Here is a 19,689-nt window from a genome sequence, read left to right on the forward strand (position 1 = left end):
TCCGGCGAGGCCGGCGAAGGCGGCGGTGCGGTCGCGGGTGGCCGGCGCGGCGATGGCGTCGTCGCCCGAATCGGCGCGCGGCGCGGCGATCGCCGGGGTGGCGGCGGCCGGGGCGGCGAGGGGGGCGATGGTCGGACCGGCGAGCGGCGGCCGCTGCTGTGCGGCGGCGCGGACGATCCGGCTCTCGACCAGGAGGTCGTTGGGGCCGCCGATCATCACCAGATGTTCGACGTCGTCGCGGCGCAGCAACACCAGGCGGCGGGTGGTGTCGACCGCGGCGGCGTCGACGACGCCGAGGCGGCCGCCCTTGGAATTGGCGAAGCCGCGGCCCGACAGGCGGCGGAACAGCCAGGTCAACCCGATCAGCAGCGCCACCACCACCAGCAGGGCCAGGGCGATCTGGGCGCCCCGCCCGGCGTCGGCACCCAGTTGGAGGTTCAACCAATCCCGCAGCGCGTTCATCTCGGGTACTCCTCGTGGCGACACCGTCCGCGGTCCCGTCCGGCGACGGGGATGCGAATCTGTGGGGCTCGCCGCAATGTTAACCAAGATCGGTCGAACTTGCCGGGCCCACCCTCGTCGTTTACCCAAACTTCACGGAAAACGCGAGCCGCCGATTGCACTTCGTGCCCGTCGTCCCGAAACGGAGGTCGCCGTTAACCGCTCGTTAACCATGCACTGGGAAGATCTTGCCCAGTGACGGTTGCCGCCGACGGTTCGGACGGCGAGAGGGGGATGGGATGGCGATCGGCGACCTCAGACTGATGGACACGCTGAAGACCAAGATGCAGTGGCATCAGGCTCGCCAGCGCCTCCTCGCCGAGAACGTCGCCAATTCCGACACCCCTCGCTACAAGGCCCGCGATCTGCGCCAGCCGGTGCTGGCCGAGGCGCCCAATCCGTCGGGAGTCCAGGCGACCCGGGTGCCGGCGGTGCAACTGGCGGTGACCGAGGCGGGCCACGTCGCCGGCCGCGGTGGCGACAAGGGATTCAAATCCGATTCGTCGTCGAAGTTCGAGGTCACGGCCAACGGCAACGCCGTCGACCTGGAAGACCAGATGGCCAAGTCGGCGGAGAACCAACTCGACTACCAGACCGCGGCGAGCCTCTACCAGCAGTCGCTGGCGCTGATCCGCACCGCGCTCGGCCGCAAGTAACCGCGCCCCACCGGGAGACGCCGCATGTCGACGGAATTCATCCAGTCCCTGAAGATCGCCGCCTCGGGCCTCAAGGCCCAGTCGGGCCGGATGCGGGTGATCGCCGAGAACGTCGCCAACGCCGATTCCACGGCGCGCACCGCCGGCGAAGACCCCTATCGGCGCAAGGTGCCGACCTTCACCGCCCATTTCGACAAGACGCTGGGCGCCCAGACCGTCGAACTCGGCAAGGTCCAGCGCGACCGCACCGACTTCAAGAGCCGCTACGAGCCGGGCCATCCGGCGGCCGACGCCAACGGCTACGTCAAATATCCCAACGTCGAGCCGCTGATCGAATCGGTCGACATGCGCTCGGCGCAGCGGTCCTACGAGGCCAACCTCAACATCGTCACCGCCACCCGCCGGATGATCTCCAAGACGCTGGAGATCCTGAAGGCCTGAGTTTTCCCCGCTCGCTCCCGCCGCGGCGGCGCGGGCGGTTCCGATCCCCGATGCCGCCCCGCCTCCGGAGACGCCCCATGTCGACCGCCGCCTATGCCGCCAATGCCTATCGTCTCGCCCAGGGGCTCGCGAATCGACCCGATCGGGGTCAGAGTGCCGATACCGCCGGCCGGCCCGACTTCGGCCAGATGGTCAAGGCGGCGATCGGCGAAGTCGCCAATCAGGGCCGGGTGTCGGAGAACAAGGCGCTGGCCTATGCCAACGGCAAGGCCGACGTGATCGACGTGGTCACCGCGGTGGCCGAGACCCAGACCGCCTTCGAGACCATGGTGACCCTGCGCGACAAGGTCATCTCGGCCTACGAAGAGATCATGAAGATGCCGATCTGAGCCGCCACGGCCGGTCGGACGACAGTCAGGAGCCGACGTGACCGGACCGGAAGTGCTCGACGTAGCCCGCGAGGGGATCGTCACGCTGGTCCTGGCGGCGGGGCCGGTGATGGTCGTCGGACTGGTGGTCGGCGTGATCATCGGTCTGTTGCAGGCAGTGACCCAGATCCAGGAGGCGACCCTGGTCTATGTGCCGAAGATCCTGGCGATCTTCGCCACCATGCTGATCGCCTTCCCCTTCATGGGATCGCAGCTGTCTGGCTTCTGGGCGCGGATCATCGTCCGGATCGCGGCAGAATGACGCGGGGCGCAACGGGGCGGGAGGATCGGCCATGACCATCCGCCTGCTGCCCGAGGTCGCGGTGCTGTACATGCTGGTGTTCGCCCGGGTCGCGGCGATCGTCATGTTGCTGCCGGGCTTCGGCGAGACCGCGGTGCCGGTGCGGGTCCGCCTCGGCTTCGCGCTGTTCCTGGCCCTGGTGCTGCATCCGGCGGTGTCCGGGCTCTATCCCACGGGTCTTTCGCGCAATGCCCCGGCGGCGGTGACGCTGCTCGCCGGCGAGATCGCCATCGGCCTGTTCCTCGGCATGGCGACGCGGCTGTTGCTGGCCGGTGCCCAGGTCGCCGGCACCACCATCGCCACCCAGCTCGGTCTCGGCTTCGCGATGACCGTCGATCCGACCCAGGGCAGCCAGGGGGTGATCGTCGGCAACTTCCTGTCGATCACCGCGGTGACGCTGATCTTCGTGACCGACCTGCATTTCCCGGCGATCGCCGCGGTGACCTCGAGTTTCGAGCTGTTCCGCCCGGGCACCTGGTTGCCGGCCGGCGATTTCGCGCAGGTGACGGTGCAACTGGTCGCCGAATCGTTCAAGGTCGGGATCCAGATCTCGGCGCCGTTCCTGGCCTTCGGGCTGATCTTCAACCTCGGGCTCGGCATGCTCCAGAAGATGATGCCGCAGTTCCAGCTGTTCTTCGTGGCGATGCCGCTGTCGATCGGCGCCGGCCTGCTCTTGTTCGGTCTGGTGATCGGCAGCGCCATGCTCTGGTACATGGACCACGTGCGCGACGGCCTCGGCCGTCTGGTGGCGGGGTGAGGCCATGGCCGAGGGTGGCGACGAGGACGACGATTCCAAAACAGAAGAACCGTCCCAAAAGAAGATCGACGAGGCGATCAAGCGCGGCGACGTGGCCAAGAGCCAGGAGCTGTCGACCTTCTTCGTGCTGTCGGGGGCGACGATCTTCGTCGCCTTTCTCACCCCCGGCCTGACCCGCGATCTCGCCCGCCCGCTGGCGGCCCTGATCGAACATGCCGACGAGATCGTCCTCGACCAACGCGGGCTGACCGACGTCTATCTGCACATCGGGCTGATCGTCGCCGGGGTTCTGGCGTTGCCGGCGCTCCTGTTCCTGGTCGCCGGGGTCGGCGGCAGTGCCATCCAGCACCGGCTCCTGTGGACGATGGAACCGATCATCCCCAAGTTTTCCAAAGTCTCGCCGCTGGCCGGACTGAAGCGCATCTTCTCGGCCGAAGGGGGGATGCAGGGCGTCAAGGGGGTGATCAAGATCGTCGTCGTCGGGGTGGCGATGGTGATGGCGTTGCGTCCGGAGATGCGCCGGCTCGACACCATGGTGCAGGTCGAGACGGTCGGCCTGCTGGCGGTGATCCAGTCGGCGGCGGTCAAGATGATGTTCGCCGTGCTGATCGTCATGGCCTTCGTCGCTGGTCTGGACTACATCTTCCAGCGTCGGCGCTGGATGAAACGACAGCGGATGAGCCGCGAGGAACTCAAGGAAGAGTTCAAACAGACCGAAGGCAATCCGGAGATCAAGGCCAAGATCCGCCAGATGCGTCAGGCGCGAGCGCGGCGACGGATGATGGCGGCGGTGCCCAAGGCGACGGTGGTGGTGACCAACCCGACCCACTTCGCGGTGGCGCTGCGCTACGAGCCGGGGATGCGGGCGCCGACGGTGGTGGCCAAGGGGGTCGACGACCTCGCCCTGAAGATCCGAGAGGTCGCCGCCCAGCACGACGTGCCGGTGGTGGAGAACCCGCCGCTCGCCCGCGCTCTGCACGCGACCGTCGACATCGACAAGGAAATACCGGAAGAACACTACAAGGCGGTCGCGGAGGTGGTCGGCTTCGTGATGCGGCTCGATCGACGGCGGGGCGCCCGGCCGCTCTGAGCGGTGCGGCAAGCTCTTGTCGCGCCGGGCGTTTCGCGCGACTTTCCGGGCGAGTCCGCGCGGGCAGATTCGCACGCTCCCGGGCGACGTTCCGATGCGGGTGCGGATCGACGGACGCGGCCGGCGCAGGGCCGTGGTGGAACGACGGGCCGTGGGCCCCGGGATCGGATGACATGGGACAGGTCGACGACCTCAACTCGGACACCACGGCGACGATCGACCGCGGTGGCAAGACCGGCAGCATCGGGCTCCTGGTGGCGTTGGCCTTGTCCTTCGTCGCGGCGGCGGCGGCCTTGGCCTTGGTCAAACCCGAGCAGGCCGAGCCCTATGTCCAGATCATTCTCGGCCTCCTGGCGGTGGTCGGCGTCTTCGCGCTGTTCGCCGGGGCGATCGGCCTGGTGCGCTTCGGGGCGCGGCCGCAGGGCCATACGCTGTCCAAAGGCTTCATGGACGACTTCGACGAAGGCGTGCTGGTCACCGACGACGAAGGGCGGATCATCTACACCAACCCCGGCTACGCGGTCCTGACCCGTTCCGACACGCTCAACGACCTGAAGACGATCGAACGCCTGTTCGCGGCCAATCAGGACGCCGCGGAATCGATGTTCCGGCTGTCCGATGCGCTGCGCCGGCGGGTGCCGGCGGAAGCCGAGATCCGCACCGTGCAGCCGATCGGCGCGACCGAGGGCGGCGCCCGCTGGTACCGGGTCAAGGTCAAGCCGCTGCCCGACATCGCCGAGCGCGGCGGCGACGGCCGCCGGCTGTCGGTGTGGCGGATCGCCGACGTGACGCGCGAACGCGATCGCCAGGAATCGAGCTTCCAGGAGTTGCAGCAGGTCGTGACCTTCCTCGACCATGCGCCGGCCGGCTTCTTCTCGGCCGATCCGGCGGGGCGGCTGACCTATCTCAACGCGACGCTGGCCGACTGGCTCGGCTACGATCTCGCCAAGTTCGAGCCCGGGGCGATCCGCCTCAAGGACATCGTCCAGGGGCAGGGCATGGCGCTGATCGGCGACACGGTGCCCGACGGGCGGACGCGGATCGTCGATCTCGACTTCGTCAAGCGCAACGGCCAGAGCCTGCCGGTGCGCCTCCTGCACAAGGTGCCGCCCGGCCCCGGCGGCAAGCCCGGCGACAGCCGCACCCTGGTGATCAACCGCTCGGCCGGCGAGGACGTCTCCGAGGCGCTGCGGGCGGCCGAGGTGCGCTTCGAGCGCTTCTTCAACAACACGCCGATCGCCATCGCCGCGCTCGACCGCACCGGCACCATCGGCCGCACCAACGCGCCGTTCCTGAAGCTGTTCGGCGGCATGGTGCGGGCCGACGCCGACGGCAGCCGCGGCCAGCTGATCGACACGGTGATCGACGCCGACCGGCCGAAGCTCGCCGAGGCGCTCGCGGCGGCGCTCCTGGGGCGCGGCGACATCGCCCCGGTCGACGCCCAGTTGATCGACGACGAAACCAAGAAGCGCTCGGCGCGGTTCTTCGTGTCGCCGGTCGAGGAGGGCACCGGCGAGGGCGAGGCGGCGATCGTCTATGCGCTCGAGACGACGCAGCAGCAGGAGCTCGAGCAGCGCTTCGCCCAGAGCCAGAAGATGCAGGCGATCGGCCAGCTCGCCGGCGGCATCGCCCACGACTTCAACAACGTCCTGACCGCGATCATCGGTTTCTCCGATCTGCTGCTCGGCAGCCATCGGCCGTCCGATCCGGCGTTCCAGGACATCATGAACATCAAGCAGAACGCCAACCGGGCGGCGGCGCTGGTGCGCCAGTTGCTGGCGTTTTCGCGGCGCCAGACGCTGCGGCCGGAGGTCGTGCAGTTCGGCGACACGCTGGCCGATCTGCACATGCTGCTCGGCCGTCTGCTCGGCGAGAAGGTCGAGCTCGACGTGCTGCACGGCCGCGATCTGTGGTCGATCCGCGCCGACACCAGCCAGATCGAACAGGTGATCGTCAATCTGGCGGTCAACGCCCGCGACGCCATGCCGGCCGGCGGCAAATTGACCATCGCCACCCGCAACGTGCCGTCGACCGAGAAACTGCCCTACAAGACCCTCGGCATGCCGGCCGGCGACTATGTGCTGATCGAGGTGTCGGACACCGGCACCGGCATTCCGGCCGACATCATCGAGAACATCTTCGAGCCGTTCTTCACCACCAAGCCGGTCGGCCAGGGCACCGGCCTCGGCCTGTCGACGGTCTACGGCATCGTCAAGCAGACCGGCGGCTTCGTCTATTGCGCCAGCGAGATGGGGGTCGGCACGACCTTCCGGATCTTCCTGCCGCGCCATGTCGAGACGCCGGCGGAAGCGGCCAAGGCGGCGGCGGAGGCGCGCAACGACGGCCCGGCGCAGGTGGCGACAGATCTGACCGGCTCGGCGACGATCTTGCTGGTCGAGGACGAAGAGGCGGTCAGGGCCTTCGCGTCGCGGGCCTTGACCTCGCGCGGCTACACCGTGCACGAGGCCGGCACCGGCACCGAGGCGCTGGCGATCATGGACGAGACCGGCGGCACCATCGATCTGGTGGTCTCCGACGTGGTGATGCCGGAAATGGACGGGCCGTCGCTGCTGCGCGAATTGCGCAAACAGCGACCCGACCTCAAAATAATCTTCGTTTCCGGCTATGCCGAAGACGCCTTCGCCAAGAACCTGCCGGAAGGGGAGAATTTCTCCTTCCTGCCCAAGCCCTTCACGCTCAAGGCCCTGGCCACCGCGGTCAAGGAGGCCCTGGGGCGTTAGAGGGATCGGCGGCGCCCTTCGGGCGCGGCGATCGGCGGGGGCGCGGCCCCGGCGATCGATTCAGCCTCCGCGGGAGGACGATCCAGTGGCCAACAGTACCGCGTATCTTCGTTACGTCATCAGAAGCATGCCCCAGGGCAACGGCTGGCGCGCCCGCGCGCTCAGCGGCGACCTGGCGGTCGGAGCGATCCGCTCGGCCCCGACCGAAGCCGCGGCGATCGACGCCGTACGCGCCGATCTCGACGCCGCGGCGACCGCGCAGGCCGCGCTGCGCGGCGACGACGGCTATCCGACCGCCGGCGAGGTGCGCGAGGCCTATGCGGTGTGCGAGCCGAAGTTCAACTCGACCCAGCGCAAGATGCTGCGCGCCCATCTCGAGGCGCCCGACCACGTCCTGACCGCCACCGATCTGGCGCTGGCGGTCGACCGCACCACCCATCGCTTCGCCAACAGCCAATACGCCATCCTCGGCCACCGGCTGGCGACCGAACTGGCCTGGGAACCGCCGCAGCACGCCGGCGAGCCGATGTGGATCTATGCCCTGGCGGTCGCCGCCGACACCGACGAGACCGCCGGTGACGCGGGCGAAGACCCGACCAAGAGCGGCGACCGCCGCTGGCAGCTGCGCCCGGAAGTGGTCGCGGCGATGACCAAGGGCTGAGGGCCGGCGGTCGCCTCCGGGCGACCGCGGTCGCGGGATGCGGCGGGACGTCGATCGACGTCGCGCCGATCCGCGCTCGGCCTCGCCGATCCGCGCCTCACGCCCCGCGCGCCAGCGCCCCCGCGATCTCCGCCGCCACCGCGGCGTTCGACAGGATGAGCGCGCGGTTGGTCACCAGGCTGCGGCCGGCGGTGGCCTCCAGGATCAGCGACAACAGTCGCGGCGTCACGTCCTTGGCGCGGACGCCCTCGGCATCGGCCCGGGCGATCGCCGCTTCGACCACCGGCTCCATCTCGGCGCGCGAGATCTCGAAGGCGACCGGTACCGGGTTGCCGATCAGCGCGCCGCCGCCGATCCCGAGGCTCTTGCGGGCGCGCCAGAAGGCGGCGAAGCTCGCGCCGTCGTCGATCCGCAAGGGCGCCGGCAGGCCGGAGACGCGCGACCAGAAGGCCGGAAAGTCGTCGGTGCCCCAGCCGATCACCGGCACGCCCTCGGTCTCCAGCACCTCCAGCGTCTTGGGCAGATCGAGCAGCGCCTTGGCGCCGGCCGAAACCACCACGACGGGGGTGCGGCCGAGTTCCTTCAGATCGGCGGAGACGTCGAAGGTCGTCTCGGCGCCGCGATGGACGCCGCCGATGCCGCCGGTGGCGAAGACCTCGATGCCGGCGAGATGGGCGCAGATCATGGTCGCCGCGACGGTGGTCGAGCCGGGGCGGCGGCTCGACACCGCGAAGGCGAGATCGGCGCGCGACAGCTTCATCACACCTTGAGCCTGGGCGAGGCGCTCGAGGCGGGCATCGTCGAGGCCGACGACGATCGCGCCGTCGAGCACCGCGATGGTCGCCGGAATCGCGCCGCCGGCGCGCACCGCCGCTTCGACCTCGCGGGCCACCGCGACATTGTCGGGCCACGGCAATCCATGGGTGACGATGGTCGATTCGAGCGCCACCACCGGCCGGTGGGCGGCGAGGGCGGCGGCGACTTCGTCGGCGACGACGAGGGGAAGAGAGGTCATGGAAGGCTCCCGTCGGGCCGGCCGGAGGGCCGCGCCTGCTGGAGCGTTGGTACACCGGATCGCCGGACCGGCAAACCCGCGGGGTGTGCGGGGCGGGGGCGCCGCGGCGGTCGAGCGGGCGTCGGCCGGCGACCTCGAACCTCTATCGGGTCGATCGAACGGGGGCCTCGTGGGGCGTCGAAGCAGAGCGATCGGTCGAATGATCAGCGCTCAGTGCGGGCTCCTGAAATGAAGTCTGATTCTACTATGCTTCTTCCATACTGATGGTTCTTGGTCATGGGTTCGAGGTCGCTGCCCTTGACCATCTCAGTGATCACTTTTCTTGGAAGCGTTATCCACGGAATCGTCTGCCGGACGCGAGCGATCGAATCGGTGATCTCCTTCACCTCGATCTCGTCGGTCAGCTTTGCTCCGGGCTTCATCGGCGGCTTGCCCAGAATCTCGTAGTCCACCCGAGAAATCGCCACGCCGGCACCGAAGGCCTTTTCCAGATCCGTCGGATCGATCCATTCCGCCGTCGATGGCTGAGCTGGATCCCTGAAGCGAACCAATGCCGGGAGATTCTCGAGCGCGATCGGCGTCTTCGGGCGGGCTTCCACGATCGCGTCGACCGTTCGAGGCATCGGACGATCGAGATACGGACGACCGGCGTATTTGATCAGGAGTCCTTGCTGCGAGTCGCTGCCTTTCCGAGTGATGTCCCGATCGAGGAGGCAGAAGAGGTAACCGCGCGCGCCGAGGTCGACGACGGTGGCGGCGCCCTTCACGTTGAAGAAGATCGCCGCCCCCATTCTGCCCAGCGGGCCGTCGCCGAAGCCGACCCACAGCCGTGCGACGCTCGACCCGACCTTCGGCCCCTCCGGCGTGTCGACGGTGATCGTCAACCGGTAGAGGAGCGCCCGCGGCGGGCTCTCCTGCCGGCAGCCGACGAGCGCCACCACCACCGCCAGCGCGGCCAGAAGCCGTTTCATGTTTCGCCTCCGCGTCGGTCGCAGTGGAGAGGCCGTTGCCTCCGCTCGCGCGCGACCCGTGCACGGACGTCATTCTACGGGCAGAGTTGCTTCGAGCCCGTTTCCGGATTTTCAGGGTGGGGCCTTGTGCCACACGCAGCCGATGCCGGTCTGCGGTCGCAGGCGGCTTCTAGGGTCCTTCGAACGCTCGACGAGAGGGTCGATCGGCCGCCGTCTCCAGTGTCCGCCCCGGGCGTCAGGGGGGTGGCGGCTCGCGTCCGTCCCCGGTAGTCAGGATCGCGCGGACCGGCGACGGCGGGCGATTTCGGCGCCGCGGCGGGGCCGCCCGCGCGCGGCTTCGACGCCTTCGAATCGCCGATCCGCCACCCGCTCGGCGCGAGCCCGACAGGCCGCGCGAAGGGACGCGCGGTGCGGCGTGAACAGATCTCGAACACGCGGCGATTATACGCTTTGTTCCAATGGCTTGAAGACCCCCTTGCGGAACGGAACAAAACATGTACATTGACTGAGTTTGAACGCGAAGGGCACGCGTGACATAAGGAGCGGGACGATGGCACAGGCGCAACTCCGCCTCGTCGAAGGGGACGGCATGGACAAGACCAAGGCTTTGGACGCGGCGCTGCAGCAGATCGAGCGCAATTTCGGCAAGGGCTCGATCATGCGGCTCGGTCAGGGCAAGGTGGTGGAGATCGAGACGGTGCCGACCGGCTCGCTCGGTCTCGACATCGCGCTCGGCGTCGGCGGTCTGCCGCGCGGCCGCATCGTCGAAATCTACGGGCCGGAATCCTCCGGCAAGACCACGCTGGCGCTCCACTGCATCGCCGAAGCGCAGAAGAAGGGCGGCGTCTGTGCCTTCGTCGACGCCGAACACGCGCTCGATCCGATCTATGCCCGCAAGCTCGGGGTCGATCTCGAGAATCTCCTGATCTCGCAGCCGGACACCGGCGAGCAGGCGCTGGAGATCACCGACACGCTGGTGCGCTCCGGCGCGGTCGACGTGCTGGTGATCGACTCGGTGGCGGCGCTGACCCCCAAGGCCGAGCTCGAGGGCGAGATGGGCGACAGCCTGCCGGGCCTGCAGGCGCGGCTGATGAGCCAGGCGTTGCGCAAGCTCACCGGTTCGATCTCCAAGTCCAAGACCATGGTGATCTTCATCAACCAGATCCGTCAGAAGATCGGCGTGATGTTCGGCAACCCGGAGACCACCACCGGCGGCAACGCCTTGAAGTTCTATGCTTCGGTCCGGCTCGACATCCGGCGGATCGGCGCGATCAAGGATCGCGACGAGATGATCGGCAACCAGACCCGGGTCAAGGTGGTCAAGAACAAGATGGCGCCGCCGTTCAAGGAGGTCGAGTTCGACATCATGTACGGCGAAGGCATCTCCAAGGTCGGCGAACTGGTCGATCTCGGGGTCAAGGCCGGGGTGGTCGAGAAGTCGGGCTCGTGGTTCTCCTTCGAGAGCCAGCGGGTCGGTCAGGGCCGCGAGAACGCCAAGCAGTTCATGCGCGACAATCCGGCCGTCGCCACCAAGATCGAGCTGGCGATCCGCCAGAACTCCGGGCTGATCGCCGACAAGATCATCCCGACCGGCACCGCCGAGGACGAGGACGGCCCGGTCACCGACTGAACCGCACCCGCGGGGCCGATCACGATCGGTCCCGCGACGGCCCCGGACCCGTCGCCCGCGTCGTCGCAGAGCTCTGCGGTGCGGATCGCCGTGCGTCGGGCGGACGGCGTCGGTGGACAGCGGGCGATGCGACGGATAAAACCCGAACCCGGTTCCGTTCACAGGACAGAGTTCGAACATGAGTGGCGTCAACGAGATCCGCGCGACCTTCCTCGACTATTTCGCCAAGGCCGGCCACGAGGTGGTGGCGTCGAGCCCGCTCGTGCCGCGCAACGACCCCACTCTGATGTTCACCAATGCCGGGATGGTTCAATTCAAGAACCTGTTCACCGGCATGGAGCGCCGCGACTACGTGCGCGCCACCACGGCGCAGAAATGCGTGCGGGCGGGCGGCAAGCACAACGACCTCGACAACGTCGGCTACACCGCGCGCCATCACACCTTCTTCGAGATGCTCGGCAATTTCTCCTTCGGCGATTATTTCAAGGAAGAGGCGATCTTCCACGCCTGGAAGCTGGTGACCGACGAATTCGGGCTCGATCGCAACCGCCTGCTGGTCACGGTCTATGCCGACGACGACGAGGCCCACGGGTTGTGGAAGCGCATCGCCGGGCTCCCCGACGAGCGCATCATCCGCATCGCCACCTCCGACAACTTCTGGCAGATGGGCGACACCGGTCCCTGCGGTCCCTGTTCGGAGATCTTCTACGACCACGGTGACCATATTCCGGGTGGCCCGCCCGGCTCGCCCGATCAGGACGGCGATCGCTTCATCGAGATCTGGAATCTCGTGTTCATGCAGTTCGAGCAGGTGGCCGGGGGCGCGCGGTCGCCCTTGCCGAAGCCGTCGATCGACACCGGCATGGGGCTCGAGCGGGTCGCGGCGGTGCTGCAGGGGGTCCACGACAACTACGACATCGATCTGTTCAAGGCGCTGATCCGGGCTTCCGTCGAGGCCACCGGCGTGCCGGCGGAGGGGGCGGCGCGGGCCAGCCACCGGGTGATCGCCGATCACCTGCGCGCCACCTCGTTCCTGATCGCCGACGGGGTGCTGCCGTCGAACGAAGGCCGCGGCTACGTGCTGCGGCGGATCATGCGGCGCGGCATGCGCCATGCGCATCTGCTCGGCGCCCGCGATCCGCTGATGTGGCGCCTGGTGCCGGTGCTGGTGCGCGAGATGGGCCGCGCCTATCCGGAACTGGCGCGCGCCGAGGCGCTGATCGCCGAGACGCTGCGGCTCGAGGAGACGCGGTTCCGCAAGACGCTCGAGCGCGGCCTCGGCCTGCTCGACGAGGCCAGCCGGGATCTCGGGGCGGGTGCCCGCCTCGACGGCGAGACGGCGTTCAAGCTCTACGACACCTTCGGCTTCCCGCTCGATCTCACCCAGGACGCCCTGCGCCAGCGCGACATCGACGTCGATCTCGACGGATTCGCCGCGGCGATGGCCCGCCAGAAGGCCGAGGCCCGCGCCTCCTGGGCCGGCTCCGGCGAGGCGGCTTCGGCGGCGGTGTGGTTCGGGTTGAAGGATCGGGTCGGACCGACCGAATTCCTCGGCTACGACACCGAGAGCGCCGAAGGCGTGGTGGTCGGGCTGGTCGTGGCGGGCGGCGAAGTGGGGGCGGTCGAGGCCGGCGCGGAGGCTGCGCTGGTCGTCAACCAGACGCCGTTCTATGCCGAATCGGGTGGCCAGAGCGGCGACGTCGGTGTCGCCCTCGGCGACGGCAGCCGGTTCCGCGTGACCGACACCCGCAAGGAAGGCGAGGGCCTGTTCGTCCACCATGGTGTGGTCGAAGCCGGGCGGATCGCGGTCGGCGATCCGGTGCGCCTGTCGGTCGACGGGGCGCGGCGGTCGGCGATCCGGGCCAATCATTCGGCGACCCATCTGCTGCACGAGGCGCTGCGCGAAGTGCTCGGCGACCATGTCGCCCAGAAGGGATCGATGGTCTCGGCCGATCGTCTGCGCTTCGACTTTTCCCATCCCAAGCCCCTGTCGGCCGACGAACTGGCGCGGGTCGAAGAGCTCGCCAATACGGTGGTGCTGCAGAACGACGAGGTGACCACCCGTCTGTTGTCGGTCGACGACGCCATCGCCTCGGGGGCGCGGGCGCTGTTCGGCGAGAAATACGGCGAAGAGGTCCGCGTCGTGACCATGGGGCGGCAGACCGACGGCAATCGCGCCGGGCGGCCGTTCTCGGTGGAATTGTGCGGCGGCACCCACGTGCGCCGCACCGGCGACATCGGTCTGGTGTCGGTGGTCGCCGAGACCGCGGTGGCGGCCGGCGTGCGGCGCCTCGAGGCGCTGACGGCGCGCGGCGCGCGCGAGCATCTGGTCGCTCAGGATCGTCGGGTGCGTGAGCTCGCGTCCTTCCTGCGGGTGGCGCAGGCGGAGGTGCCGGCGCGGGTCGAAGCGATCGCCGAAGAGCGGCGCCGCTTCGAGCGTGAGCTCGCCGACGCCAAGAAGAAGCTGGCGATGGGCGGCGGCGGCGAGGGCACGTCGGCGCAGCGCACGGTCGGCGGCGTGGCCTTCGTCGGCCGGGTGGTCACCGGCGTGTCGCCGAAGGATCTCAAGGGCCTCGCCGACGAGGCCAAGAAGGGCTTCGACGCGGGCGTGGTGGTCCTGGTGGCGGTCGGGGAGGACGGCCGCGCGGCGGTGGTGGTGGCGGTCGGCGGCGGGCTCGAGAGCCGCTTCGATGCGGTCGATCTGGTCCGTGTCGGTGCCGAGACGATGGGCGGCAAGGGCGGCGGCGGCCGCGCCGACATGGCGCAGGCCGGTGGCCCCGACGGATCGCGGGCGGAGGCGGCGATCACGGCGATCGCCGCGCGGATCGAGGCGCTCGCCGGGGCGTGAGAGGGCCGACGCCATGGCGAGGACGGCGCGACGCAGCAGCTGGAAACAGCGGGTCTTCGACGCACTCGAAGCGCCGGCGATCGGCGACCCGGTCGGTATCGCGGTCGAACGGGCGATCGTCCTGCTGATCGTCGTCAATCTCGCGGCGGTGATCCTCGGGACGGTGCCCGACTACAAGCTCACCCATGCGCCGCTGTTCCTGGCGATCGAGGCCGGGACGGTCGCATGTTTCGCGGTCGAGTACCTGCTGCGGGTGTGGGTCGCCGACCTCCACCGGCCGCTGCGCCGGCATGGCCGGTGGGGTGCGCGGGTGCGCTACATGGCGTCGTGGTCGGCGCTGATCGATCTCTTCGCCGTGGCCCCGACGCTGGTCGGATTCGCCTTCGGGATCAACGACGTCAACGTCCTGGTGGTGTTCCGCCTGCTGCGCTTCCTCAAATTGGCGCGTTATTCGACCGGCATGAGTTCGCTGTTCAACGCGGTCGCTTCCGAGCGGCGGGCGCTGTTCGCCAGCGGCGTGGTGATGGCCGGCCTGATCGTCACCGCCGCGTCGCTGATGCATTGGATCGAAGGGCGGGTGCAGCCCGATCACTTCGGTTCGATTCCGCTCGCCATGTATTGGGCGGTGACCACCCTGACGACGGTCGGCTACGGCGATTTCGTGCCGATCACCCCGGCCGGCCGGGTGCTGTCGGGGGTGGTGATGATGTTCGGCTTCTGCATGTTCGCCCTGCCGGTCGGCATCATCGCCACCGCCTTCGCGCGCGAGATCCACTCGCGCGACTTCGTGGTGACCTGGGGTATGATCGCGCGGGTGCCGCTGTTCTCGGAACTGTCGGCCGCCGAGATCGCCGACGTGATGCGCCTCTTGCGGGCGCAGACGGTGGAGAGTGGGGCGATCATCACCACCGCCGGTGATCCGGCCCATTCGATGTATTTCATCATGTCGGGAACGGTCGAGATCCGCCTGCCGAAATCGACGGTGCGGCTGTCGGACGGCACGTTCTTCGGTGAGATCGCGGTGCTGCGCAAGGCGCGGCGCTCGGCCGACGTGGTCGCGGTGACCAATTGCCGGCTGCTGCTGCTCGATGCCGAAGATCTGCAATATCTGATGCAGCGCAATGGTGAGATCGCCGATCACATCCGGGCGGTGGCGCGCGAACGGGTCGCCCAGGAGACCGCGACGCCGCGCGGCGACATCGGGCTCGACGAACTGGGCGATCGGGACGGCAAGCCGGATCCGCAAGGCTGACGTCGAGCGATCGGCGCGGCGGCTCGTCGTGTCGTCGGCGCTCGCTGCCGTCAGACGTCGAGGCGGTACTGAATGAAGCCCGAGCGGGTGGCGACCGCGTCGTAGAGGCGGCGAGCGGTGGCGTTGTCCTCGCGGGTCAGCCAGTGGACGCGAGGAACGTCGCGAGCGCGGGCCAGCGCCGCCACCGCGGCGATCAGCGCGCCGCCGGTGCCGGCGCCACGGTGATCGGGATCGACGAAGAGGTCCTGGAGATAGCAGCTCTCGGTCGGCAGCCAGCAGGAGCGATGGAAGATCGCGTGGACGATCCCGACCAGACGCTCGCCGTCGAAGGCGCCGAGCGCGGTCATCGGTTCGGCCGGATCGAGAAACCGGCTCCAGGTGAGGTCGGTGGTCGTCGGCGGGAGGGCGACCTCATAGAAGCGCTGATAGGCCGCCCACAGCGGCTCCCAGGCTGGGCGATCGGCGGCGACGAGCGGACGGACGACGACGGTCATGACGGATCTCGCGTTCGGGGATGAGCGAAGGTGCCATTTCGGGCGGCGGCCGGCCAGGGAAATCCGGCGCGCGCGATCGGCGCACCGCCAGGCCGCTCGGTCGTGGCGGGGCGGGCGAATCGGGAGAGGCGCCAAGTTCGGGGCCTCCTCACGGCTTCAGGATCTCGCGGAAGGCCGAGAATCGGTCCTTCCAGGTGAGGCCTCGTCGGCGAGGGTGTCGAGGATGAAGGCGAGGCGGCGCGCCTCGTCGACGGTGATCGCCGCCGGGGGCATGAGCACCGCCAGAAAGATCGCGATCTCGTCGAAGGTGTCGGCCTCGGCCTAGCCGAAGATGTTCATGCCGAGGAAGCCGGTGGCGAGCATGCCGATCTGGCTGAACAGGGTGACCACGGTGAGCTGCAGGATGGTCACCGCCCGACGGGGCAACAAATCGGTCTCGAGATCGGAGGCCATGTCGCCAAAGCGAATCGCGCCGGCCCGGATCGACGCGGCTCATGGTGGTGACCGGGCGGTCCGACCGCATCGGGAGCGCGGCGCGGTCGGAGTGTGCGATCAGGCCGGTCAGGAAGACCCGGTGACGGAACTGCGCCAGCAGGCCGCATTCGGGATCCGTGGTGAACAGCGTGCGGCGGGCATCGCCGACGACGGCGAAGGCCGGGTCCGAGCATGGCATGCGGGTGTCGGCCCAGATCTCGGCGCGGGCCGGATCGGCGAGGGCGAGCCAGACCACAGCCGGCAGGCGGTGGAACACGAATTGGCGACAGCGGGGGGCCAGCGGGCGGCATCGTCGGGGAAATCGTCGTCGAGCTCGATCCAGCGGCCTTTGGCGGCGCCGGCCAGCACCTCCCAGGGGGCGCCGCGGCCGCCTTCCGCCGGCATCAGCTGCAGGGGCCAGATCAGGATCTGGCGAAAGGTCACGACATGCGGCCGCCCCGCCGCTCCGTCCGCCGTCTCGGTCACGCCCGCCTCCGCCCGGTCGCCCGCCCCGCCGATCAGCGCGGCCGACGGCGAACTTCCCTGGGGGCGCGGGGGGACAAGCGCTGCGAAAGGGGCAGCGCGGCAGATGAAACGCGAAACGGCGGGGTTTCCCCCGCCGTCTCCAGAAAGCGATCGATCCGAGGCGATCAGGCCCAGGTGGCCATCTCGGCCTCGAGGTTGGCGGCGACCTTCTCCAGGAAGCCGGTGGTAGACAGCCACTTCTGGTCGGCGCCGACCAGCAGCGCCAGATCCTTGGTCATGAAGCCGGCCTCGACGGTGTCGACGCAGACCTTCTCCAGGGTCAGGGCGAACCGGCCGAGAAGCTCGTTGTCGTCGAGCTTGGCGCGATGGGCGAGGCCGCGGGTCCAGGCGAAGATCGAGGCGATGGAGTTGGTCGAGGTCTCCTTGCCCTTCTGATGCTCGCGGTAGTGGCGGGTGACGGTGCCGTGGGCGGCTTCGGCCTCGACGACCTTGCCGTCGGGGGTGAGCAGAACCGAGGTCATCAGACCGAGCGAGCCGAAGCCTTGCGCGACGGTGTCGGACTGGACGTCGCCGTCGTAGTTCTTGCAGGCCCAGATGTAGCCGCCCGACCATTTCATCGCCGAGGCGACCATGTCGTCGATCAGGCGATGCTCGTAGGTGATGCCGAGGGCGTCGAACTGGGTCTTGAATTCGGTCTGGAAGATCTCTTCGAAGATGTCCTTGAACCGTCCGTCATAGGCCTTGAGGATGGTGTTCTTGGTCGACAGATAGACCGGCCACTTGCGCATCAGCCCGTAGTTCATCGAGGCGCGGGCGAAGTCGCGGATCGAATCGTCGAGGTTGTACATGGCCATCGCGACGCCGGCGCCCGGCGCCTTGTAGACTTCCTTTTCGATCACCGCGCCGTCGTCGCCGACGAACTTGATGGTCAGGGTGCCCTTGCCGGGGAACTTGAAGTCGGTCGCCTTGTACTGGTCGCCGAAGGCGTGACGGCCGACGACGATCGGCTGGGTCCAGCCGGGGACGAGGCGCGGCACGTTCCGGCAGATGATCGGCTCGCGGAAGATCACGCCGCCGAGGATGTTGCGGATGGTGCCGTTGGGCGACTTCCACATCTCCTTGAGGTTGAACTCCTTCACGCGGGCTTCGTCCGGCGTGATGGTCGCGCACTTGATGCCGACGCCGTGCTTCTTGATGGCGTTGGCCGCGTCGACGGTGACCTGATCGTTGGTGGCGTCGCGATGTTCGACCGAGAGGTCGTAATATTCGATGTCGAGATCGAGGTAGGGCAGGATCAGCTTGTCCTTGATCGCCTGCCAGATGATGCGGGTCATCTCGTCGCCGTCGAGATCGACGACCGGGTTGGTTACCTTGATCTTCGCCATGGAGAGTTCCCTCTGAGTTCGCGGGCCGGGCGACCGCGCGGGCGCGCCTTCGCGTGCGCGAGACGGATGCGCCGGTCTATATCGCGGCAGAATGTCGCCGCCAAGCTATCCGTTTCGGCGAGGCCAGCTTTTCAGCGACCGCGGGGCTTGCCGGCGATCAGCGCTTCCTGGGCGGTGATCGCGCCCGCCCGCGGGTCGACGATTTCGGCCACGCAGGCGCCCGGCAAGGTCGGCCCGCAGGTGCGGGCGAGGTCGCGCCAGGCGACGCAGCGGCCGTTCGGGCCGCGGTAGCCGGGGCCGCCCTTGCAGCCGCAGCCGGAGCAGGCGGCGGCCGAAGGGTCGCCCTTCGGCGTGGGGAGAAGCCGGGTGGACGCCGGGTCGGGCGCGTCGGGGGTGCAGTGCGTGCTCGCCGGCGTGCCGCAGCGCGTCTCCAGGAGCCGCCACGTGACGCAGTGGCCTTCGGCGTCGCGCCAGCCGGGGGCGTCGGGCTCGCAGGCGCGGGCGGGCACCGCAAATCCGCTCGCCGACACTGCGACGACGGCCAGAATCGCCGTAGAAAGTCGGATTCGACGGGGCAGGGTGTTTTGCGTCATGACCTTCGGCACTATACAAACGCCCTTCATCGGGCAACGTGCCGTTCAATCGAGGAATGCAACTCAAGATGGAGAGCTTCGAGCATCCGTCGGCCGCGCTGCCGCCGCCGGCGATCATTCTGGTCGAGACCCAGATGGGCGAGAACATCGGCGCGGCGGCGCGGGCGATGGCCAATTTCGGCCTGCGCGATCTGCGTCTGGTGCGTCCTCGCGACGGCTGGCCCAACGAGCGGGCGCGGGCGGCGGCGTCGCGCGGCGACGCGATCATCGACGTGGTGCGCCTCTACGACGACCTGCCGGCGGCGATCGCCGATCTCGAGCTGGTCTATGCCACCACCGCGCGGCCGCACGACATCGCCAAGGAGGTCGAGAGCCCGGCCGTTGCAGCGGGGGCGCTCGGCGCCGCGGCGGCGCGCGGGGCGCGCACCGGCGTGGTGTTCGGGCGCGAGAAATGGGGCCTGACCTCCGAGGAGATCGGCCACGTCGACCGGATCATCACCATTCCGGTCGATCCGATCTTCGCCTCGCTGAACATCGCCCAGGCGGTGATCCTGGTCGCCTACGAATGGCGGCGGGTGGTGCTGGGCGATCCCACCTGGACGCCCTTCGCCGAGCGGGAACGCTCGCCGCAGGCCTCCAAGGCCGACGTCTTCGCCTTCTTCACCCATCTCGAGGCGGCGCTCGACGCGGTCGAGTTCTTTCGGCCCGAGACCAAGCGGCCGCACATGGTGCGCAACCTGCGCCAGATCTTCCAGAAGGCGCGGCTCAGCGAGCAGGAGGTGCGGACCTTGCGCGGCGTGTTGGCGGCGCTGGAACGGCGGCCGACGCGGCGCGACGCGGCCCAGGCGGCAGAGACCGGCGAGTGACCGGAAACGAGACGGAAGTCGTTCTGCGAGCTTCATTTTCCGTCAATCTTTCCTCAACCTCCCCTTAACCACGTCGGCGTATCACTGCACGTGGGGCCG

At 68.8% G+C, this 19,689-nt stretch carries 19 protein-coding genes and 1 pseudogene; 12 read left to right on the forward strand and 8 right to left on the reverse strand.

The window, feature by feature from the left end; genetic code table 11:
• Positions 1 to 462, reverse strand: a pseudogene (locus tag EYW49_RS09525) (flagellar biosynthetic protein FliO); the annotation flags it as partial.
• A 278-nt stretch (positions 463 to 740) separates the two neighbouring features.
• Between EYW49_RS09525 and flgB the strand changes: the two are divergent.
• The 8 genes from flgB to EYW49_RS09565 all read left to right on the forward strand — a co-directional run bounded on the left by flgB (position 741) and on the right by EYW49_RS09565 (position 7,576).
• Positions 741 to 1,157 (forward strand): flagellar basal body rod protein FlgB, encoded by a 417-nt coding sequence (flgB, locus tag EYW49_RS09530; RefSeq protein ID WP_131308824.1) that lies wholly within the window; start codon positions 741 to 743, stop codon positions 1,155 to 1,157.
• Between the two features lie 24 nt (positions 1,158 to 1,181).
• Entirely contained in the window at positions 1,182 to 1,598 is a 417-nt protein-coding gene (gene flgC, locus EYW49_RS09535; protein WP_131308827.1) for a flagellar basal body rod protein FlgC, read from the forward strand.
• Between the two features lie 77 nt (positions 1,599 to 1,675).
• Entirely contained in the window at positions 1,676 to 1,987 is a 312-nt protein-coding gene (locus tag EYW49_RS09540; protein ID WP_131308830.1) for a flagellar hook-basal body complex protein FliE, read from the forward strand.
• A 37-nt stretch (positions 1,988 to 2,024) separates the two neighbouring features.
• Complete coding sequence (gene fliQ, locus EYW49_RS09545) at positions 2,025 to 2,288, forward strand: flagellar biosynthesis protein FliQ (RefSeq protein ID WP_131308833.1); 264 nt, start codon at positions 2,025 to 2,027, stop codon at positions 2,286 to 2,288.
• Between the two features lie 31 nt (positions 2,289 to 2,319).
• A complete protein-coding gene (fliR, locus tag EYW49_RS09550; RefSeq protein ID WP_131308836.1) occupies positions 2,320 to 3,084 on the forward strand; it encodes a flagellar biosynthetic protein FliR in 765 nt (254 codons plus the stop codon).
• A gap of 4 nt (positions 3,085 to 3,088) precedes the next feature.
• A complete protein-coding gene (gene flhB, locus EYW49_RS09555; protein ID WP_131308839.1) occupies positions 3,089 to 4,174 on the forward strand; it encodes a flagellar biosynthesis protein FlhB in 1,086 nt (361 codons plus the stop codon).
• 173 nt (positions 4,175 to 4,347) lie between these two features.
• Positions 4,348 to 6,915, forward strand: a complete 2,568-nt coding sequence (cckA, locus tag EYW49_RS09560) for a cell cycle histidine kinase CckA (protein WP_131308842.1) — start codon at positions 4,348 to 4,350, stop codon at positions 6,913 to 6,915.
• Positions 6,916 to 7,000: 85 nt separating this feature from the next.
• The gene (locus tag EYW49_RS09565) at positions 7,001 to 7,576 is read left to right on the forward strand and encodes a hypothetical protein (RefSeq protein ID WP_131308845.1); all 576 of its coding nucleotides are present in this window, start codon (positions 7,001 to 7,003) and stop codon (positions 7,574 to 7,576) included.
• A 97-nt stretch (positions 7,577 to 7,673) separates the two neighbouring features.
• On the opposite strand, the gene EYW49_RS09570 is transcribed toward EYW49_RS09565, so the two are convergent.
• Positions 7,674 to 8,591, reverse strand: coding sequence for a pseudouridine-5'-phosphate glycosidase (locus EYW49_RS09570; RefSeq protein ID WP_131308848.1), 918 nt, complete (start codon positions 8,589 to 8,591; stop codon positions 7,674 to 7,676).
• Between the two features lie 203 nt (positions 8,592 to 8,794).
• Positions 8,795 to 9,562 (reverse strand): hypothetical protein, encoded by a 768-nt coding sequence (locus EYW49_RS09575; protein ID WP_131308851.1) that lies wholly within the window; start codon positions 9,560 to 9,562, stop codon positions 8,795 to 8,797.
• Between the two features lie 550 nt (positions 9,563 to 10,112).
• On the opposite strand from EYW49_RS09575, the gene recA reads away from it, so the two are divergent.
• The 3 genes from recA to EYW49_RS09590 all read left to right on the forward strand — a co-directional run bounded on the left by recA (position 10,113) and on the right by EYW49_RS09590 (position 15,292).
• Positions 10,113 to 11,192 carry a recombinase RecA gene (gene recA / locus EYW49_RS09580; protein ID WP_131308854.1) on the forward strand — a complete coding sequence of 360 codons (1,080 nt, stop codon included), beginning with the start codon at positions 10,113 to 10,115 and terminating at the stop codon, positions 11,190 to 11,192.
• A gap of 178 nt (positions 11,193 to 11,370) precedes the next feature.
• Positions 11,371 to 14,040: an alanine--tRNA ligase gene (alaS, locus tag EYW49_RS09585; protein ID WP_131308857.1), complete on the forward strand. Its 2,670-nt coding sequence runs from the start codon at positions 11,371 to 11,373 to the stop codon at positions 14,038 to 14,040.
• Positions 14,041 to 14,053: 13 nt separating this feature from the next.
• Complete coding sequence (locus EYW49_RS09590) at positions 14,054 to 15,292, forward strand: cyclic nucleotide-gated ion channel (protein ID WP_131308860.1); 1,239 nt, start codon at positions 14,054 to 14,056, stop codon at positions 15,290 to 15,292.
• Positions 15,293 to 15,342: 50 nt separating this feature from the next.
• On the opposite strand, the gene EYW49_RS09595 is transcribed toward EYW49_RS09590, so the two are convergent.
• The 5 genes from EYW49_RS09595 to EYW49_RS09610 form a co-directional block, all read right to left on the reverse strand.
• Positions 15,343 to 15,786 carry a GNAT family N-acetyltransferase gene (locus EYW49_RS09595; protein WP_131308863.1) on the reverse strand — a complete coding sequence of 148 codons (444 nt, stop codon included), beginning with the start codon at positions 15,784 to 15,786 and terminating at the stop codon, positions 15,343 to 15,345.
• A gap of 321 nt (positions 15,787 to 16,107) precedes the next feature.
• Positions 16,108 to 16,239, reverse strand: a complete 132-nt coding sequence (locus tag EYW49_RS23600) for a hypothetical protein (protein ID WP_265937392.1) — start codon at positions 16,237 to 16,239, stop codon at positions 16,108 to 16,110.
• A gap of 108 nt (positions 16,240 to 16,347) precedes the next feature.
• Complete coding sequence (locus EYW49_RS09600) at positions 16,348 to 16,746, reverse strand: hypothetical protein (RefSeq protein WP_131308866.1); 399 nt, start codon at positions 16,744 to 16,746, stop codon at positions 16,348 to 16,350.
• Between the two features lie 164 nt (positions 16,747 to 16,910).
• Positions 16,911 to 18,131: an NADP-dependent isocitrate dehydrogenase gene (locus EYW49_RS09605; protein ID WP_131308869.1), complete on the reverse strand. Its 1,221-nt coding sequence runs from the start codon at positions 18,129 to 18,131 to the stop codon at positions 16,911 to 16,913.
• Positions 18,132 to 18,262: 131 nt separating this feature from the next.
• A complete protein-coding gene (locus EYW49_RS09610; RefSeq protein ID WP_206365435.1) occupies positions 18,263 to 18,640 on the reverse strand; it encodes a hypothetical protein in 378 nt (125 codons plus the stop codon).
• Positions 18,641 to 18,780: 140 nt separating this feature from the next.
• Here EYW49_RS09610 and EYW49_RS09615 point away from each other — a divergent pair, with 140 nt between their 5' ends.
• Positions 18,781 to 19,590 (forward strand): RNA methyltransferase, encoded by an 810-nt coding sequence (locus EYW49_RS09615; protein ID WP_131308875.1) that lies wholly within the window; start codon positions 18,781 to 18,783, stop codon positions 19,588 to 19,590.
• Positions 19,591 to 19,689: the final 99 nt, after the last annotated feature.

The sequence above is a fragment of the Siculibacillus lacustris genome, from assembly GCF_004328075.1.
GTDB classification, from domain to species: domain Bacteria; phylum Pseudomonadota; class Alphaproteobacteria; order Rhizobiales; family Ancalomicrobiaceae; genus Siculibacillus; species Siculibacillus lacustris.

What these genes read in the sequence shown, in the direction of transcription:
- flgB (WP_131308824.1), top strand. Translation starts at nt 741, where the DNA reads ATGGCGATCGGCGACCTCAGACTGATGGACACGCTGAAGACCAAGATG.
- flgC (WP_131308827.1), top strand. Translation starts at nt 1,182, where the DNA reads ATGTCGACGGAATTCATCCAGTCCCTGAAGATCGCCGCCTCGGGCCTC.
- EYW49_RS09540 (WP_131308830.1), top strand. Translation starts at nt 1,676, where the DNA reads ATGTCGACCGCCGCCTATGCCGCCAATGCCTATCGTCTCGCCCAGGGG.
- fliR (WP_131308836.1), top strand. Translation starts at nt 2,320, where the DNA reads ATGACCATCCGCCTGCTGCCCGAGGTCGCGGTGCTGTACATGCTGGTG.
- flhB (WP_131308839.1), top strand. Translation starts at nt 3,089, where the DNA reads ATGGCCGAGGGTGGCGACGAGGACGACGATTCCAAAACAGAAGAACCG.
- cckA (WP_131308842.1), top strand. Translation starts at nt 4,348, where the DNA reads ATGGGACAGGTCGACGACCTCAACTCGGACACCACGGCGACGATCGAC.
- EYW49_RS09570 (WP_131308848.1), bottom strand. Translation starts at nt 8,591, where the DNA reads ATGACCTCTCTTCCCCTCGTCGTCGCCGACGAAGTCGCCGCCGCCCTC.
- EYW49_RS09575 (WP_131308851.1), bottom strand. Translation starts at nt 9,562, where the DNA reads ATGAAACGGCTTCTGGCCGCGCTGGCGGTGGTGGTGGCGCTCGTCGGC.
- recA (WP_131308854.1), top strand. Translation starts at nt 10,113, where the DNA reads ATGGCACAGGCGCAACTCCGCCTCGTCGAAGGGGACGGCATGGACAAG.
- alaS (WP_131308857.1), top strand. Translation starts at nt 11,371, where the DNA reads ATGAGTGGCGTCAACGAGATCCGCGCGACCTTCCTCGACTATTTCGCC.
- EYW49_RS09590 (WP_131308860.1), top strand. Translation starts at nt 14,054, where the DNA reads ATGGCGAGGACGGCGCGACGCAGCAGCTGGAAACAGCGGGTCTTCGAC.
- EYW49_RS09595 (WP_131308863.1), bottom strand. Translation starts at nt 15,786, where the DNA reads ATGACCGTCGTCGTCCGTCCGCTCGTCGCCGCCGATCGCCCAGCCTGG.
- EYW49_RS23600 (WP_265937392.1), bottom strand. Translation starts at nt 16,239, where the DNA reads ATGGCCTCCGATCTCGAGACCGATTTGTTGCCCCGTCGGGCGGTGACC.
- EYW49_RS09605 (WP_131308869.1), bottom strand. Translation starts at nt 18,131, where the DNA reads ATGGCGAAGATCAAGGTAACCAACCCGGTCGTCGATCTCGACGGCGAC.
- EYW49_RS09615 (WP_131308875.1), top strand. Translation starts at nt 18,781, where the DNA reads ATGCAACTCAAGATGGAGAGCTTCGAGCATCCGTCGGCCGCGCTGCCG.